Source organism: Pseudoalteromonas sp. NSLLW218, from assembly GCF_015864775.1.
Lineage (GTDB): Bacteria > Pseudomonadota > Gammaproteobacteria > Enterobacterales > Alteromonadaceae > Pseudoalteromonas.
This window is the reverse complement of sequence record NZ_JADYWO010000004.1, coordinates 155,594-171,781: the sequence shown is the minus strand read 5'-3', so window position 1 is coordinate 171,781 and position 16,188 is coordinate 155,594. Positions and strand designations below refer to the sequence as shown.

Sequence of the window (16,188 nt, the reverse complement as noted above, 5' to 3'; positions counted from 1 at the left end):
ATTTATGACAAAGATGTTACAACTAAGTCAAAATAAGATCAATTAATTATGATAATCATTTTCATTTAGATTTAAGTGGTTATAATAGCCAAAAAATAAAACCGGAGTGTGTAATGAAATACCTATTTATATTGTTTGCTTTAGTCGCTCAACCTGCACTTGCACAGGAGCGCGTTATTAGTGCTGGCGGCACCCTTACAGAAATAATTTATGCGCTGAGCAAACAAAGTACCCTCGTAGCGGTTGATCAATCTAGTATGTACCCACAGCAAGCTACGCAATTACCACAAGTGGGTTATTACCGTGATTTAGCGGCAGAAGGCGTACTGTCAATGCGCCCAACCACCTTGTTAGCGCTTGAAGGAGCAGGGCGAAGCCAAGCACTTAAACAAATTGAGGCAACAGGGGTTAAACTAATTCATTATAAAAAGCCCACCTCAGTTAATGAGCTACTTGAGCTAATTAAACGCCTTGGTACCGATTTAGACGCCAAGCAAAAAGCGCAATCACTTATTACGCACATTACAGACTCACTACCTGAAAAAGCAAAAGCGCAGACACACAGCGCGCTATTTTTACTCTCAGCTAATGAGCGCGGGCTTGTTGCCGCAGGGCAAGAAACCGTCCCTAATTTATTATTTAGCTATGCGGGCATTACTAATATAGCCGCTACACATTCAGGCTTTAAAGTAATCAATACCGAAGTACTTGCTGTAAATCAGCCTGACTTTTTAGTTGCGCCAAAGCATGTTGTACAAAGCATTGGCGGCAAGCAGGCTTTTTGTAAGCAACCGAACCTACGCTTATTAAAAGCTGCGCAAAGCTGTAACTTACTTGTTATGGATAGCCTGTTTTCGCTTGGTATGTCGCCACGTATTGCCACAGCAATTAATGAGCTTAATGAGTATAAAACCCGCTTATGAACACCCTAACATTGAGCCGCTTTGTGCCCATAACACTTAGCCAAACTCATAAATGGATGCTATTAGCCTCTGTTTGTATTTTTGCTTTGGCGCTACTAAGCATAGGATACGGCCCTGCAGGATGGGATTGGCGTTTAGCTATTGCCTGGCTTGCGCCCGAGTACTTTAATCAGTTTGATGCGCTGCAAATTAATGTAGTAATGCAAATACGTTTGCCGCGTTTTGTGCTTGCTGTATTAGTAGGGTTGGTACTTGCCCAAACAGGGGCGGCAACCCAAGCGTTGTGCCGTAACCCGCTGGCAGATCCATCTATTATTGGCATTAGTGCAGGTGCGGCAATGGTTGCAGTGGCGTTTATAGCACTTAGCGCGCAGTTTAATTTTAACGCTCAGTTGTATTTACCTTATGCGTCGTTTTTAGGGGCGCTTGGTGTTACCTCGCTGGTATATTTTATTGCCAAGCAGCAAGGGCAAATTAATATCACCACACTTATATTGGTGGGGGTTGCTATTAACGCGTTAGCATTCGCTGTTATTGGGCTACTGAGTTTTTTTGCCGACGATAGCGCGCTACGATTAATAAATTATTGGACCATGGGCTCATTAGGCGGAGCAAGCTGGAGCACGATTATTCAAGCTGCACCGTTACTGTTTATCAGCCTAATTGGCCTGTGGCGGTTAAAAAATCCCATGAACTTACTCCTTATTGGCGAGTCACAAGCTCAGTACCTAGGAGTAGACACCAATAAGCTTAAATTGTATGTCATTATACTCGTTGCATTAGGGGTAGGTGCGGTTGTAGCGCTTACCGGTTTAATAGGGTTTGTTGGCTTGGTAGTCCCGCATATTGCCCGCTTAATGGTGGGGCCGCATTTACGTAATATGCTGCCGCTTTGTATGCTAATTGGCGTAGTGGTACTGCTACTTTCTGACTGGCTAGCACGCATTGTGATCATGCCATCAGAGCTACCCATTGGCATTATTACTGCGTTATTGGGTGCGCCATTGTTTATTTATTTAATAGTGAAAAATAAGCGAGGTTGGTCATGATCACGTTTAACAACCTAAGCGTTGGCTTTGATAATCACAGCGTTTTAAACGCTATTAATGGCAGCGCTAAACAAGGGCAACTTGTCGCACTACTTGGTGAAAATGGCGCAGGTAAATCTACCTTGCTGCATACCTTAGCAGGTATGCACTCCTTTACAGGCAGTGTACTTTTTAATGCTAAGCCGCTGGCCTCTCACGCTAAAAAACGCCTTGCAACACAGCGCGCAGTCATGATGCAAGCTAACCACGTAGGGTTTGATTTTAATGTATCTGAGCTTATTGCAATGGGTCGCTATCCGTATGTAGAGTCATTAAAAATGCAAAGCGAAAAAGTACATAAATATGCCGCTATTATGGATTTAAACCAGTATTTAACTCGCCGCGTAAGTGCGCTTTCGGGCGGAGAGCAACAGCGTGTTCATATGGCGCGTACTTTAGCGCAACTCGATGCCTTTACACAATCGGCCGAGCCAAAACTAATGCTGCTCGACGAGCCTACATCAGCACTTGATATGCGCCACCAACATGCTTTGCTCAGCTGCGTTAAAACCTTTGTAGAGCAGGGTAACAGCGCCATTATTGCAATACACGATCTAAATTTAGCCAGCCTTTATGCAACCGATGCTATTTTACTGCACAACAAAAAAGTGTTGCAAAGTGGGCCTATAAACACCGTATTAACTGAACAAAACTTACAACAAATGTACGCCATGAAACTGCACGTAAACCCTCATCCTTATAACGATGCACCCATGGTTTTTTCTCAACGTCAGGAGTTTTTATGAGAGAGCAAGCATTAAACGATGCACGCACCTTGGTTTACAAAACCAATGCAGGTGTCATGTCGACCATTTCTAATAATTTACGCGGCTACCCGTTCGGCTCAGTAACCCCCTATATGTGCGACGAACAAGGCCGTGTTTACTTTTTTATTAGCGATATAGCCCAGCACACTAAAAACTTAAAGCACGACTCACGTATGAGCCTTACCGTATTTGACGCCACCGACAGTGGCGATCAAAACGAGCACGGCCGCGTAACGCTTGTAGGTGATGGCTCTATTGTACCAAGTGAGCAAGCACACACTTTACTTAATAACTATATTGCCCTATACCCCGAAGCCGCTAGCTACCGCAACGCGCACGACTTTCAGTTATGGCAATTAGACGTAGTACGAGTACGTTACATTGGCGGGTTTGGCAAAATATTTTGGCTTGAACAAAACGAATGGCAGGATGAGGCAAAAAACTGGGATGAAAACCAGCAGCAAAGCATGATAAGTCACATGAACGATGACCATCAAGATGCTATGTCGCTCATATTAATGCAGCACTACAGCGTAGCTGATAACACCCCAATAATGAGCGGCTTATTACCCACTGGTTTTTATATACAAAGCCAAAAGCGTAATTACTTTATTAACTTTAATACCCAGTGCAACAGCCCGTTAGAGGTTCGTAAAGCGCTGGTTGCGCTAACCAATCAAGCCCGAAATAACTAAACTAAATACATGACGACATAGTTAACCTGAGCTCTGGTTAAGAAATTCACTAACTATGTCGTCGTTTTATAAGCAAACTGTTTGCTCGCCGCGTTTGGCTAACGCTTTAAAAGCCGCTTGTTGATGCTGTGTTTGTACATAACGGGGTGGCAAAGGGTTAACTTGCAACTGATACCCTGTTTGTTTAGCTTGCACACTTGTAACCGGCGATATCCACACAACATTTAGCTCTGGCGCTAAACGCTTAATAACTCGCGCTATACCTTCGCCATTTTTCACATGAAAATCGCCCGCTATATGCATTACCTGCGCATCTTTATGATTATTTAAATAGTTAACGATAGACTCCCCCATTGTTTCATCCCAGGTAACTTGCGCAGCATAATAATTTTCGTTTTGACTTGGCGTGCCATGGTGCATTGAGGTCATAAAACGTTGTTTATAATCACTGGGGGATGTATCAATAGCGGCTGCAATATAGCCCTGCTGTGTTTCATCAAGTTTACTTAGGTAACTTATGCCTTGCCTGCCAATACAGGTGACTATATTTTTAGGGGCATTTGCAGCTATTACATCGCTATTGTTCGTTTTTGCCAGCTCTACCAGCGCACGGTAATCACTTTTGTAGTTAGGCCACGCTTGGGTGTTATCAATTAAGTATTGCTCACCAATTTCACTCTTAACGTACTGGTTTAAAGTATGCTGATCCGCGCGGCTAAATTGCTCAAGCGACAGGGCTGAGCGTTTATTACTTTTGCTTAATTGCTCAAATAACTCAGCCTGAAATAAATGCACACCCGGATGTGTATGCAATTCACCCACTAAAACCACATCGGCATTTAATAGCTTGGGCTCTAATAATACAGAGCTAACAGGCTTTGCTTGTGCATTATAAAGTGCTGAGTAATAAAGCGATGAGCTTTTATCAGGCACCGTGGCTGTTGTGCTACAACCACTCAACCCCGTAACTAACGCCAGAGTTAACATAGACTTATTCATACACACCTTCAACACTCTTTAATGCAAATAATTATCAATATCATATACTTGTAATACCTATTAAGCCAGCCAAACTGCTGCTTACTTACATAATCAAGGAAATGAGCGAAACGCGCATTGATATGCCTTAACTTTGCTTGTAAATATTAAATAGCTTTTGATAGCAATGCCTTAGGTAATTTGTTAAAACTGTAGAAAAATGAGCGTAGCATCGGCAGAAGTATACTCGATTCGCGTATTATAAAATTGTTAGACAAATACATTTGGAGTATAAATTGGAAATTACATTACCAATTACGGTGATTTTTGCGATTTCACTTTTTATCATTAAAGAGAGCTTAGAGTTAGTCCGAAAGTCTAGAGCAAAAAAAAGAAAGCTACTTGCTTTCAAAGCTGTATTGAAAGAAGAATTAGAACTTAATTTATGGACGTGGAAAAAGTTTAAATCTTCACTGAACAGAATCCGAGAGGCTGGGCAAGGTGGTCATTACAATTATTCTATATCACCTGCAGGAACAGAGCGGTTCGAGGTAGTTGATGCCGAAGGATATGGAACTGGACAAATGTTCCCTAAAGTTGAAATTGAACTGCATTCTAAATTACTAATAGATGTTGCAGAGTTAGATGCAAAGATGTATAAAAAATTGATTGCAAGTTATAAAGGACTTTCTGAATTGCATCATTTGAGGAATAGAATAGTCGACTTTATTCATGAAAACCAAGAGACAGTTTGTGATATTGATAATTTTACTGGGTCTACTTTACAAGATCTTTCTCCTATTTATACTGAGTTGGATGCATTGTATCAATATTGTACGGGTAAAAAACTGACTGAACATCGCATGAGATAATTACCTAACAAGCTTTAAACGAAATAAAAACTGTTGGTTACGTTCCACTTTGATTCACAATTATAGTCAACTATTTTTATTCGCTTAAGCAGGCGTTGAGACTGTAGAATTACTCTTTTTAAGAAAAACAGCCTGTTTTATGGGTTCCAAATGCTTTAAAAACGATCAAAGTTAATTACAGGAACTCGTTTTTTTAATTGAATTTGGCTGTCAGAGTTATTCTACAGTCTCGTTATAAATCACAAGGAGTGCGGTGTTGAATTCCGAGTTATCTGAAATTTCAGACCATATGTTTGAGTTGGGGACAAGTGCATTAGCCCATGCTAATTGGCATGCGAATTATATGAGCTTTGAAAATCATATGTGGCCAGAGCTTTCTGTGCTTCAAGCAGCTCATGCCGCAGAAATATTGATTAAAGCGAGGATAGCAGAAGAACATCCATTGCTAATTTTTGATCAAGTTCCAAAGTCTACTCAAGTTGATGATTCTAAATTAGGATTAAAACATCTTTTTGAAAAAGCTAAAACTATACAATATTCTGAATTACCTGAAAGGCTATGGGCAGCAACTGGTATAAAACTAAAGAATATTGATGCTTATAAGAAGTTTGGCTATTTAAGAAATAGCATTCAACATTTTGCTAGTCCATCGGATGTTGGTTGCAGTGAAGAAACAAGAAAATTTATTTATCAAGTCATTGATCCATTCATTCATGATTGTTGGGGTATAACAGCCGTTGATTACAACGAAGATCATGAACCGTATATTTATTTAATGGCTAACTTGATAACTAATGGTGTTGAGTTTTTAGTTTCAAATGCAGCTGCTAATAACTTGCAATATACAGAATTAAACTGGCCTAATGAAAACTACAAGCAGCTTATGCTTAAAAGGTTCAAACAGGCAGGTGCGGATGTAAGTGATTTATAACAAGCGCCTTATGTCTGCCCAACAGGTTAGGCTAGGACAATTATTCGCTGCAACTTCGTTGCAAAACACTCATAATCGCCTCATAGACGAGCGTTAGCAATCACTGAGATGATTATTAATTTAAATATAGAAGGTCATCGGCTTTGATAGCGCTTATAAAAGAACTCCAACCACAGCTTAAATACCTGTCGACATTAAACTTCTTATCCCTAAGCGTTGGAACTGGTGTGATATGGCAAAAAAAGTCGGCTTAGCTGAGGAGTATTTCCTTACAACTATTATTATTCCTTAAAATTAGCGACCTACTTATGATGAGTTAACTACTAATTTTAATAACCGCTAACATATCGTCGTCATCCTCATCGAGGCCAACTTCTTCAAACCCAAAACTTGAATAAAAGTCTTTAGCAACAGGGTTTAGCGGGTTGTAACAAATCTCGATTTGTTTAAGCTTAGAAGTTGTTTTAATCTCTTCAATTGCCATAGTTAGTGCTTTGCGCCCAATGCCTTTATTTTGATGAGTTTGATCCACCATAAAGCGCCAAATAGAAACCTTTGCAGAGGTTTCTTGTACCCACATAAAAAAGCCTACTGGCACACCATTTAGGTAAATAGCTTTACAGGTATACCCGCTATTGTAGTGCGACTCAACTAACGACCACATATTACACGCTACGTATTCTTCTTGTGTTTTAGCAACCTCTAAATCGCATATGGCTTCGTAATTATCGGCGGTGATATCTTCCAATGACAGTTTCATGTTTTTCCTTCAGTACAACTTTGTGTAATTAGTAAGCTATCAGTGTATGTACCTATAATCAAATAAATGAAGAGATTGATTTTTATACCCCCTTAAATTAGCCTAAATAATGTTCTACACGGCTATCTAAAACAAAAAGGCCGCAGTAATAAATACTGCGGTCTTTGTTTTCCCATACCCTAATTTGTTACTCTGTTGTTATCACTAAATGCTAGTGTTACTATTATTGAAACGGATTTTTATAATAGCAAATGGAATTTAATTTATGAGTATTCAATTAGCAAACTACGAAATTAATATAAGATCATTTCATCCTGAAAAAGATTTTGGCTGGTCAGGGCTAATGTTTGAAGGGGATAATCGAGGGTTTTCGCTTAAACCTAGCGGTATTAAACCTACAACCTCAAGGATTTGGCATCGTCTACAGCTATCTACAAAAAATGGTAAAATTAATTCTGTTGATACAATATCAGATCCATCCAAAGCACCTTGGGAAGATAAAAAAAGAATATATTCTGGTAATTTAGCACCAAAAGGACGTGTTACCCTCAAAGACAAACCTCCAACTAATAGTATTTTTCAGTATCGGTTAAACGGCCAATACGGAGGAGTTAATCACGCGATGCCTGGCTCTCCAGAGATGCAAGAAAGATTAGATTTTTCATACGTGCCAACTTTAAATGTTAAATATAAAATTATAATAGACATTGATACTGTAAACGGTCACATGGATATAGTTACTTATATTACGGGCGATGCTTTCCCCAATTGTGAAGCATTTATTGTGGGTCCAGGTGGACAAGCAATCTCACTGGGTATCCATGTTCGAAAAGGTGCGCCACCACTAAGCTTATCTCTTAACGCTGATTACCCAATGATTGCAAGCGCACTGCGTTTACCGCTTAATAACAATGGTAGTTTTAAAGGAACTGTCGGCGATGAACTATTTAGACAGGCAAATAAATATCCTAAATTAGCTTTTCATCAAATAGCCGATTGGAATTACCGATTTACTTCTATTCCAGCGAATAGTGGCCATTGTATGCTACTAGAAAAAGCGAGTTTAGAATATTGCTTTAATGGCTCCCCCAAGTAAAGGCGACTCTATGAAACCCATCTTTAAAGCCCACTTTTTAAAAATATTGTTTATTGGTTCAATGGTAACGTGGCTATCAGGCTGTACTGAGATAAATAAAAGTGAGCCTGCAATTTACTTAATACCTGAAGGGTATGTTGGCTCTTTGTACATAATATTTAACGCCCCAAATGGAGAGCCACCAAAATACGAGGGAAACTCTCGTGTATATAAAATACCGCCATCAGGTGTACTCGTATCACAGATGGATGCAAACGAGGGCTGGATTGAATCTAGCCAAATACAGTACTTTTACGTAAGTGATACAGGTAAAAGAACGCCTATAAGCGAAGACTCTTCATTAGAAGATAACGATTCGCCAGGCAAAAGAACTGTTTATGTAGGTGGGCTAGGACAGTCAGGTCCAATATATGGCTGCACTGTGATAAATCAAAACTTTACGGTGGGCACGGACGCAGAGCAGACTGACAGAAGGAATCTGTACAATATATACGATGCTATCAAGCTAAAAAATATAGACGAAAAACTTTTTTATAATATTTGTCAACATTGAATAGCTTCAATAATATCGCAGCTATACGGAGCTAACCATCTTCCACGATAGTAATATTAAATTTGATTTAAAAATCATATTGTTACTTCATTCTATGAAAAAGTATGCGCTAATCACTAAAGTTATTCGAATAAACAAAAAGGCCGCAGTAATAAATACTGCGGTCTTTGTTTTTAGCTAAATGCTTTAAGCTAAGTGCTACCTAGTAAGCGCCTGCGCTGTAGATAAGCTCGTAGCTGTGGCTGTAAATCTCAAGGATGTTACCAAACGGGTCTTCCATGTAGATCATGCGGTACGGCTTTTCACCCGGGTAGTAATAACGAGGGGCTTCCATACGTTTTTTACCGCCAGCTTCTACAATACGCTCAGCTAAACCTTCTACATCAGGGTCTTGAACACAAAAATGAAAGATGCCTGTTTTCCAGTATTCAAAATTGTCTTTTGGGTTTTCTTGGTTTTTAAATTCGAAAATTTCGACACCAATACGATCCCCTGTAGATAGGTGCGCAATTTTAAACTTTTCCCACTTTTCGCCAAATACTTCTGTGCACATTTCGCCAATTGGGCTTTTGTCTTCGGTAATTAAAGTGGGTTCCATTATTGTGTACCAACCCATAACCTTAGTGTAAAACTCGACTGCTTTTTCAACGTCGGGAACCGAAATACCAATGTGCGAAAAACTACGTGGATATGTATGACTCATAATGCTTCCTCTTTAACTTGTGACTTATCTTGTGACTAGTTGATGGAGTTAGTTTACGAATCGACCAACATTAAGTAAAATTATCATTAATCATCATTTTGAGTACGTTTTGTAATGATAAATCCAACATGGTTAAATACGTTTTGTACTTTGGTTGAGGTAAATCATTTTACCCAAACAGCTGAGCGCCTTTATATGACCCAATCTGGTGTAAGTCAGCACATTAAAAAGCTAGAGCAACAAGTTAACTGCGCTTTGCTTGAGCGCCATGGTAAGCAGTTTTCTCTTACTCCTCAGGGCCAAAACTTATATCAGCAGGGCAGCCTACTTCTTAAAGATTGGCAGTTTTTAGAACAACAATTAAAAGATGATTCGCCGTACAGCGGAGCGGTAAAGATTCAATCTCCGGGCAGTTGTGGTTTAAAGTTTTATAATCAATTATTAGCACTGCAATCTGAGCATAAAGAACTAATTATTGATTACCGCTTTGCGCCCAATGTAAGTGTTGAACAAGCTGTAGCAAATCACAGTGCCGACATCGGGTTTTTAACTCAAGCTCCAACATTTAGCGAACTAACCAGCCATAAAATAAGCCAAGAACCACTACTACTTGTAACGCCTGCAGGTATAAACATGCCTAATTGGCAAACCCTGTGTGAACTAGGGTTTATTGCTCACCCCGATGCAAGCCATCATGCGCAGCTACTACTAAGCGAAAACTACAGTGAGTTTGAGCATATTGACCAAATAAGACGTACGGGATTTTCTAACCAAATTAGTTTAATACTAGAACCTGTAAGCTTAGGGCTAGGTTTTACGGTATTACCTGCTCATGCTGTTGGCGCATTCAATAAGCCCGCGCTTATAAACACACATCATTTAGAATATCCGGTTAGTGAATCTATTTATGTGTGCCATCACCGAAATAGGCCGTTGGCAAAACGTATGAATACAGTGATTGAGCTAATAAAGGCGGGAGTAAATAGTTAAAACGTAAACCCCCTTTACACTCATGGCACTTAATACCTGAGCAAAAGAGGGAATAGAAAATTAGTTAACGCTTTCTAATTTTGCTTTTAAATCGAGTAAGTCGGTTGCAATAGTATTTGGCTGTATTTCCCAAGGATCGAAAATAGACTCTTCAGATCGTTGAATCCAAGCTGCACGCATACCATGCGATATGGCACCGGTTACATCAAACGGGTTACTTGATACAAGCCATGTGTTTGCGCCCGTTGAATTTGTTTCGCGTAAAAAGTAACTATAAACCCCAGGGTTTGGTTTAAAAGTTTTAACGTCATCGGCACTTACTACTCCTTCAAAAAGCTCACTAATGCCGGCGGTTTCTAATAAAGTATGAACCGCGTCGGCAGCGCCGTTTGAAAATGCAAACAAACGGTAGTCTTTTGCTTTTAATTGCTCAAGGCCTGCTTTTACATCGTCAAACGCTGGTAGTTTTTTATAAAGCTCTAGCAGTTGCCCTTTTTGATCTTCACTTAGCTCGGTTTTGTGCGCTAAGCAGGCGTAATCAAGTGCATGCTTTGTACATAGCGAAAAAGGAATATAATTTTGCATTAAGCCGCGTCTAAACGAATACTCTAATTGCTTTTCGCGCCATGTATTTGAAAATGCCTGGGCGTTGTCGCCAATCATGTCGTCGAGTAGTGAAAGCACACCATGAGTGTTAATTAGCGTGCCGTACACGTCAAATGCTAGTGTAGTTGCCATATTTGCCTCTTAATTTTAAATATAAATTTATAGCTTAATTTCGCTAATTTGGATTTGTGGCTGCGTGTTTGTAAAGTTAACTAAGTCGGCCAAAATTTTATCGGTATGTGGTGCAAATGAATTTTGAAATGATTCTACCGATTCAAACACAAGATGACCCATCGCTATATATGCAGGCGCTTCGTTTGGCACACCGCCAGCAAGCCCAGCATCTGCAGAGCCACTAATTAATGCATCCCCTAATAGCTCTGCTATTAAAGGAATATGCACATTACAATAGTAATCAAAATCAAATTGGGCATCATCTGCATTTGGATAAAGAACTGAAACTTTAATCATAATAAAATCCTAACTTTTAGAGAGTGCAAACAGAACACTTAAATTTACCAATTTTTGCATTGGTGTAAGTCATAAGTAGCTTTAGTCAAGCATCATAAATCGGTGTAGCTGAACTCACTATAAACAAAACTGAACGATTGCTCAATTAATTATTGAACACTCGCTCAAATTCATTTATATTTGCCGCTGAAATCTTATTCTATTATTAATTAAGGCTATTTATGAGCACGCAAAAATTACATCCTGGCGATACATTTCCTCAAGTAAAAGTGACGCTTATTGATGACAGTGAAATTAATTTAGGAAAGTCGGAAAATGGATTACCGTGGCAAGCTATTTTTGTTTATCGTGGTAAACACTGCCCTATTTGTACATCTTTTTTGAATGAGCTAGAAGAAGTTAAGTCGGCACTGGCCGATGCAGGCATAGGTGTAATTGCAGTATCGGGCGACTCTAAAGCGCAACTAGATGAACACATGGCAAGCTTAAATATTTCGTATCCTATTGCATATGGCTTAACCGAAGAGTCGATGCAGGATCTTGGTTTATATATTTCTAAGCCGCGTTTTGCAAAAGAAACCGATCATAACTTTAGCGAACCGGGCCTATTTGTAGTAAACGAGCACGGTAAATTGCATGTCATTGATATTGCAAATAACCCTGTTAGTCGCCCAAATTTAAAAACGTTGGTAGGTGGTCTTACATGGATCCGCGATCCTAAAAATGATTACCCAATTCGTGGTACTTTAAACTATTAAATTTTAATTTAAACACCCTAAGTTCAAGTCTAAGTTTAAGCCTAGAACACCTGGACTTGGGGCATTTATACAACCCTTGGCTCTATTATAATAAGTTAAAAAACTCGCGTTCAGCTTTGAGCAAAACCAACCTCACAACTAACAATCCTCCTATATATACAAACCTTTAAGTAAATTTATAAGCATCAAGCGTTAAAACACCCATTTCGATATCACTAAATATTTTTTCAACTTCATTTGTACCTGCTCCCATAGCCGCAAAAAGTGGTAAAAAATGCTCTTGGGTAGGATGATTAAATAATACGTGAGGCGCTTGGTTTAAATAATCTAGCAACGCGAATGTATTGTGCGCTAAAAGCGTTTGTTCAACCCATTGAGTAAACTCACTAACCATTTGAAAGCGGTTAGGCGTAGGTGGTTTTTTAAATATTTCGGGTAGATTATGGCTAATGCCACCTGAGCCAATAATTAATATGTTTTGATCGCGAAGCGGTGCAAGTAACTGCCCGTATTCATACATGGTTTTTGCGCCTAAACGGGTATTAATAGACATCTGAACAATAGGTATATTAGCCGCTGGATACATTAACCGTAGTGGTATCCACACGCCATGATCCCACCCTTGCTTTACATCAAGCACAGCTTTAATACCTTTAGTGCTAAAAAGCTGTGCAATGGTATTGGCAAGTGCGGGCTCACCTGGTGCAGGGTACTGAATTTGATACATGTACGCAGGAAAATTATAAAAATCATGAATAGTCTGCGGTGCATTACCGGCAGTGATCACTATGTCGTGCGTTATCCCATTATTAGCAATATCAAAGTGCGCCGAAAAAATAACAATAGCGCTTGGTGTTTTAAGAGTTTGACCAAGCGATGTTAAAAAATCAGAGGTAACCGATTGCTGTACAGCCATCATTGGCGAGCCGTGAGATATAAATAAAGCGGGCTGAGTCATGCTACTACCTAATTAGTTGATTTTGATATAGCGACTTTATTGCTTTTTAATTTGGTGATAAATGTGCTATTTATTTATAAATTACAAACAAGATATTGTTAAAAATGGATAAGCTAACCACTATGAAGGCCTTTTTAGCCGTTGTGCAAGAAGGATCGTTTTCAAAAGCTGCCGACAAACTCGATATTTCGCCGCAATTAGTCAGCAAGTATATTTCTGCATTGGAAGACAATTTACACACGCGTTTATTGCACCGTACAACTCGAAAGGTAAGTGTTACTGAGGCCGGAAACCAATATTATCAGCGTTGCCAACAGGTCGTTATTGATATTGAAGATATGGAAAACTCACTCAATAACTTAAGCGAAAATGTATCGGGTGTGCTTAGTATTAGTGCGCCAATGTCGTTTGGGGTTAAGCATTTGGCAGGTTTATTAGTTGATTTTCAAAACCAGCATCCAAATTTAAAAATAGATTTACGATTAACCGATCAATTTGTAGATATAGTTGAACAAGGTATTGATATAGCACTGCGTATTGGTACGTTAAAAAGCTCAACATTAATAGCGAAGAAAGTAGCACCTATTCGCTTAGCAATATTTGCATCACCTGCCTATTTAAAGCAAAACGGCACGCCAACCACATTAGAAGCGCTGCAAGAGCATAACTATTTACGTTATGCACACGCCGAGCCCACAAAAAGACTCAAAGGCTATGACGAGCTAAAAAATGAATTAAAACTTGAAAGTAACTTAGTAGCTAATAATGGTGACTTGTTACTAAACACAGCCATTGCAGGAGGCGGTATTACCATGCAGCCTACGTTTATAGCAGGGGAGGCACTGGCTCAAGGTAGGGTAGTACGCATTTTAAAAGACTATGAACCCGAGCCAATGGGGCTTTACATGGTGTATGCAAACAGGCAATTTTTACCCAGTAAAGTACGTGCTTTTGTTGACTTTACCAGTGGCTATTATGGCGATGTTCCTTATTGGGATTTAGGAGAGTGATATGTCGATAACTAATCAATTAACGTTATTTGTAGATGTAGTGCAACAAGGCTCATTTGCCAAAGCCGCAGCACTGCATGATATGGATAATTCGTCGCTGTCTAAACAAATTAAAAAGCTCGAAACCAGTTTAGGTGTGCAATTGCTGAATCGCTCAACGCGCTCGTTTTCGCTTACCTCAGCAGGAGAGGAAATTTTAGCGCAAGCGCATATTCTTATTGATACACTTTCTGATATCCATAGCATAGCCGACTCATATCAGGCAAAGCCGAAAGGGATTTTGCGTATTACCTCAGGTATGTTTTTTGGTCAGCAGTATATTCAGCCCGCTATTAATATATTTATGCAAAAGTATCCTGAGGTAAAAATAACCCTGATGCTTGACGATAAGCGTAACGATATTATTAGCGACCATTACGATTTAGCCTTTAGAATAGGCAAACTAAACGACTCTAATTTAATGGCTAAAAAAATTGCTAATATGCACTTTGCGCTTGTTGCATCACATGATTTTATAAAAAAGCACGGAATGCCTACCACACCAGAGGATTTATTAGCTTTACCCGCTATTATTTATGGCAATGGCGATGTAAGTCTCGACCAGGTAAAAATAAGTACTGAGCCTCATGGTGATGAGCAAAAAATATATAAAATGAAAGGAAATTACAAAGTGAGTGACGTACGCGCTATGGTCGATGCAGTAAAAGCAGGGCTTGGGTATGTAATGCTCGATTTATTTAATTTAGAAGAACCTATTGATAAAATGGGCCTTGTGCCGCTTTTAACTAATTATAAACTATCAACTATGGGCACTGGTATTTACGCGCTTTACCCTCATCGTAAACAAACACCATTGGTAAGTGAGTTTATTAAAACCGTGCAAGAGTATATTGGTACACCGCCATTTTGGGTTGAACATATGCCTAATTACAAAGAGTTATACAAATAACAGATATAAAAAAGCCCCGTTAGGGGCTTTGCTTTGTGTACTCAAAATGTACTTATAGAGTGGTTATTTAAAAACTCTCTAAAACAACCTTACCTTTAGCCGTTTGCGTTTCAAGATGCTGATGCGCTTTACGTAAATTAACGGCGTTAATAGTGCCTAAATGCTCACCAAACGTTGTTTTTATAAGGCCTTCGTCAATCATCGTCGCTACGTTATTTAAAATAACGTGTTGCTCTTGCATATCGTCCGTTTTAAATAATGAACGAGTAAACATAAGTTCCCAATGTACCGACACACATTTGGTTTTGAATGGCACAATATCAAGCGTTTCAGGGTCGTCAATCAGTGCAAACTTACCTTGTGGCTTAATAACTTTAACTATTTCAGGCAAGTGTTGAGCAGTGTTATTTAAGCTAACAACATAATCTACTTCACCTAAGTTTTTAGCTGCAAACTCTTCGCTTAATAAATTACGGTGATTAATAATAGTATCGGCGCCTAAATCCTCTAACCACGATGTGGTTTCGGCGCGAGACGCTGTAGCAATAATTTTAAGCTTAGTGCGCTGCTTTAACAATTGCACCATAATTGAGCCTACACCGCCGGCAGCCCCGATCACTAAAATACTTTTAGAATCATCTTTTTCCGCTACGTTTAATCTATCAAACAACAACTCCCATGCGGTAAGGCTAGTAAGAGGAAGCGCTGCGGCTTCAAAGTTAGATAACGTCGTTGGCATTTTACCTACAATACGCTCATCAACTAATTGAAACTGTGCATTACTGCCTGAACGCGTTACATCGCCGGCATACCAAACTTTGTCGCCAGGTTTAAATAAAGACACATTTTCGCCAACAGATTTAACAATGCCTGTAGCATCAAAACCAAGTACTTTGTATTCGCCTTCTGGCGCAGGCATTGATTCACGAATTTTAAAATCAGCCGGATTAACAGATACTGCTTTTACTTCCACTAAAATATCGTGGCCGTGTGCTGTTGGCATTTCAAGTTCGATGTCTTGAAGTGATAGCTCGTTTGAAACAGGTAAGTTTTGTTGATATCCAATTGCTTTCATGTATT

General features: G+C 39.4%; 19 protein-coding genes. 12 read left to right on the top strand and 7 right to left on the bottom strand.

Features of this window, described 5'->3' with window-relative positions:
* The first annotated feature begins 113 nt into the window (after positions 1-113).
* Genes I6E80_RS07640 through I6E80_RS07625 form a run of 4 tightly spaced genes read left to right on the top strand, consistent with a single transcriptional unit; the run spans position 114 to position 3,473 of the window.
* Positions 114-923, top strand: coding sequence for a hemin ABC transporter substrate-binding protein (locus I6E80_RS07640; protein WP_197185240.1), 810 nt, complete (start codon positions 114-116; stop codon positions 921-923).
* Complete coding sequence (locus I6E80_RS07635; protein WP_007583641.1) at positions 920-1,972, top strand: iron ABC transporter permease; 1,053 nt, start codon at positions 920-922, stop codon at positions 1,970-1,972. Before I6E80_RS07640 ends, I6E80_RS07635 begins: the two co-directional genes overlap by 4 nt.
* Positions 1,969-2,757: a heme ABC transporter ATP-binding protein gene (locus tag I6E80_RS07630; RefSeq protein WP_197185239.1), complete on the top strand. Its 789-nt coding sequence runs from the start codon at positions 1,969-1,971 to the stop codon at positions 2,755-2,757. Before I6E80_RS07635 ends, I6E80_RS07630 begins: the two co-directional genes overlap by 4 nt.
* Positions 2,754-3,473: a HugZ family protein gene (locus I6E80_RS07625; RefSeq protein ID WP_197185238.1), complete on the top strand. Its 720-nt coding sequence runs from the start codon at positions 2,754-2,756 to the stop codon at positions 3,471-3,473. The genes I6E80_RS07630 and I6E80_RS07625 overlap by 4 nt, the downstream gene beginning before the upstream one ends.
* 66 nt (positions 3,474-3,539) lie before the next feature.
* Here the strand turns inward: I6E80_RS07625 and I6E80_RS07620 are convergent, their stop codons facing one another.
* A complete protein-coding gene (locus tag I6E80_RS07620; RefSeq protein ID WP_197185237.1) occupies positions 3,540-4,472 on the bottom strand; it encodes a ChaN family lipoprotein in 933 nt (310 codons plus the stop codon).
* A 275-nt stretch (positions 4,473-4,747) separates the two neighbouring features.
* On the opposite strand from I6E80_RS07620, the gene I6E80_RS07615 reads away from it, so the two are divergent.
* Both I6E80_RS07615 and I6E80_RS07610 read left to right on the top strand, forming a co-directional pair.
* Positions 4,748-5,323 (top strand): hypothetical protein, encoded by a 576-nt coding sequence (locus I6E80_RS07615; RefSeq protein WP_076924884.1) that lies wholly within the window; start codon positions 4,748-4,750, stop codon positions 5,321-5,323.
* 256 nt (positions 5,324-5,579) lie between these two features.
* On the top strand, positions 5,580-6,254 hold the full coding sequence (locus I6E80_RS07610) for a hypothetical protein (RefSeq protein ID WP_197111856.1): 675 nt from the start codon (positions 5,580-5,582) through the stop codon (positions 6,252-6,254).
* Between the two features lie 316 nt (positions 6,255-6,570).
* Here the strand turns inward: I6E80_RS07610 and I6E80_RS07605 are convergent, their stop codons facing one another.
* Positions 6,571-7,014, bottom strand: coding sequence for a GNAT family N-acetyltransferase (locus I6E80_RS07605; protein ID WP_076924883.1), 444 nt, complete (start codon positions 7,012-7,014; stop codon positions 6,571-6,573).
* A gap of 265 nt (positions 7,015-7,279) precedes the next feature.
* Here I6E80_RS07605 and I6E80_RS07600 point away from each other — a divergent pair, with 265 nt between their 5' ends.
* On the top strand, positions 7,280-8,110 hold the full coding sequence (locus I6E80_RS07600; protein WP_076924882.1) for a hypothetical protein: 831 nt from the start codon (positions 7,280-7,282) through the stop codon (positions 8,108-8,110).
* A 10-nt stretch (positions 8,111-8,120) separates the two neighbouring features.
* Positions 8,121-8,663 carry a hypothetical protein gene (locus I6E80_RS07595; RefSeq protein ID WP_076924881.1) on the top strand — a complete coding sequence of 181 codons (543 nt, stop codon included), beginning with the start codon at positions 8,121-8,123 and terminating at the stop codon, positions 8,661-8,663.
* Between the two features lie 202 nt (positions 8,664-8,865).
* Here the strand turns inward: I6E80_RS07595 and I6E80_RS07590 are convergent, their stop codons facing one another.
* The gene (locus tag I6E80_RS07590; protein WP_002959229.1) at positions 8,866-9,366 is read right to left on the bottom strand and encodes a lactoylglutathione lyase family protein; all 501 of its coding nucleotides are present in this window, start codon (positions 9,364-9,366) and stop codon (positions 8,866-8,868) included.
* Positions 9,367-9,480: 114 nt separating this feature from the next.
* Between I6E80_RS07590 and I6E80_RS07585 the strand changes: the two genes are divergently transcribed.
* Entirely contained in the window at positions 9,481-10,356 is an 876-nt protein-coding gene (locus I6E80_RS07585; RefSeq protein WP_197185236.1) for a LysR family transcriptional regulator, read from the top strand.
* Between the two features lie 60 nt (positions 10,357-10,416).
* Here I6E80_RS07585 and I6E80_RS07580 read toward each other — a convergent pair whose 3' ends face one another.
* Both I6E80_RS07580 and I6E80_RS07575 read right to left on the bottom strand, forming a co-directional pair.
* Entirely contained in the window at positions 10,417-11,094 is a 678-nt protein-coding gene (locus I6E80_RS07580; protein ID WP_170071511.1) for a haloacid dehalogenase type II, read from the bottom strand.
* A gap of 27 nt (positions 11,095-11,121) precedes the next feature.
* Positions 11,122-11,433 (bottom strand): EthD family reductase, encoded by a 312-nt coding sequence (locus I6E80_RS07575; protein WP_024600353.1) that lies wholly within the window; start codon positions 11,431-11,433, stop codon positions 11,122-11,124.
* A 221-nt stretch (positions 11,434-11,654) separates the two neighbouring features.
* Between I6E80_RS07575 and I6E80_RS07570 the strand changes: the two genes are divergently transcribed.
* The gene (locus I6E80_RS07570; RefSeq protein ID WP_197185235.1) at positions 11,655-12,191 is read left to right on the top strand and encodes a redoxin domain-containing protein; all 537 of its coding nucleotides are present in this window, start codon (positions 11,655-11,657) and stop codon (positions 12,189-12,191) included.
* Positions 12,192-12,357: 166 nt separating this feature from the next.
* Here the strand turns inward: I6E80_RS07570 and I6E80_RS07565 are convergent, their stop codons facing one another.
* Positions 12,358-13,149, bottom strand: a complete 792-nt coding sequence (locus tag I6E80_RS07565) for a class III extradiol ring-cleavage dioxygenase (protein ID WP_197185234.1) — start codon at positions 13,147-13,149, stop codon at positions 12,358-12,360.
* A gap of 104 nt (positions 13,150-13,253) precedes the next feature.
* Here I6E80_RS07565 and I6E80_RS07560 point away from each other — a divergent pair, with 104 nt between their 5' ends.
* Positions 13,254-14,159 carry a LysR family transcriptional regulator gene (locus I6E80_RS07560; RefSeq protein ID WP_170071508.1) on the top strand — a complete coding sequence of 302 codons (906 nt, stop codon included), beginning with the start codon at positions 13,254-13,256 and terminating at the stop codon, positions 14,157-14,159.
* A 1-nt stretch (position 14,160) separates the two neighbouring features.
* Positions 14,161-15,108 (top strand): LysR family transcriptional regulator, encoded by a 948-nt coding sequence (locus tag I6E80_RS07555; protein WP_197185233.1) that lies wholly within the window; start codon positions 14,161-14,163, stop codon positions 15,106-15,108.
* 67 nt (positions 15,109-15,175) lie between these two features.
* On the opposite strand, the gene I6E80_RS07550 is transcribed toward I6E80_RS07555, so the two are convergent.
* Positions 15,176-16,183: a zinc-binding alcohol dehydrogenase family protein gene (locus I6E80_RS07550; protein WP_197185232.1), complete on the bottom strand. Its 1,008-nt coding sequence runs from the start codon at positions 16,181-16,183 to the stop codon at positions 15,176-15,178.
* Between the last annotated feature and the right edge of the window lie 5 nt (positions 16,184-16,188).

Coding starts and splice junctions, on each gene's coding strand:
- I6E80_RS07640 (WP_197185240.1), top strand. CDS start 114: ATGAAATACCTATTTATATTGTTTGCTTTAGTCGCTCAACCTGCACTT.
- I6E80_RS07635 (WP_007583641.1), top strand. CDS start 920: ATGAACACCCTAACATTGAGCCGCTTTGTGCCCATAACACTTAGCCAA.
- I6E80_RS07630 (WP_197185239.1), top strand. CDS start 1,969: ATGATCACGTTTAACAACCTAAGCGTTGGCTTTGATAATCACAGCGTT.
- I6E80_RS07625 (WP_197185238.1), top strand. CDS start 2,754: ATGAGAGAGCAAGCATTAAACGATGCACGCACCTTGGTTTACAAAACC.
- I6E80_RS07620 (WP_197185237.1), bottom strand. CDS start 4,472: ATGAATAAGTCTATGTTAACTCTGGCGTTAGTTACGGGGTTGAGTGGT.
- I6E80_RS07605 (WP_076924883.1), bottom strand. CDS start 7,014: ATGAAACTGTCATTGGAAGATATCACCGCCGATAATTACGAAGCCATA.
- I6E80_RS07600 (WP_076924882.1), top strand. CDS start 7,280: ATGAGTATTCAATTAGCAAACTACGAAATTAATATAAGATCATTTCAT.
- I6E80_RS07595 (WP_076924881.1), top strand. CDS start 8,121: ATGAAACCCATCTTTAAAGCCCACTTTTTAAAAATATTGTTTATTGGT.
- I6E80_RS07590 (WP_002959229.1), bottom strand. CDS start 9,366: ATGAGTCATACATATCCACGTAGTTTTTCGCACATTGGTATTTCGGTT.
- I6E80_RS07585 (WP_197185236.1), top strand. CDS start 9,481: ATGATAAATCCAACATGGTTAAATACGTTTTGTACTTTGGTTGAGGTA.
- I6E80_RS07580 (WP_170071511.1), bottom strand. CDS start 11,094: ATGGCAACTACACTAGCATTTGACGTGTACGGCACGCTAATTAACACT.
- I6E80_RS07575 (WP_024600353.1), bottom strand. CDS start 11,433: ATGATTAAAGTTTCAGTTCTTTATCCAAATGCAGATGATGCCCAATTT.
- I6E80_RS07570 (WP_197185235.1), top strand. CDS start 11,655: ATGAGCACGCAAAAATTACATCCTGGCGATACATTTCCTCAAGTAAAA.
- I6E80_RS07565 (WP_197185234.1), bottom strand. CDS start 13,149: ATGACTCAGCCCGCTTTATTTATATCTCACGGCTCGCCAATGATGGCT.
- I6E80_RS07560 (WP_170071508.1), top strand. CDS start 13,254: ATGGATAAGCTAACCACTATGAAGGCCTTTTTAGCCGTTGTGCAAGAA.
- I6E80_RS07555 (WP_197185233.1), top strand. CDS start 14,161: ATGTCGATAACTAATCAATTAACGTTATTTGTAGATGTAGTGCAACAA.
- I6E80_RS07550 (WP_197185232.1), bottom strand. CDS start 16,183: ATGAAAGCAATTGGATATCAACAAAACTTACCTGTTTCAAACGAGCTA.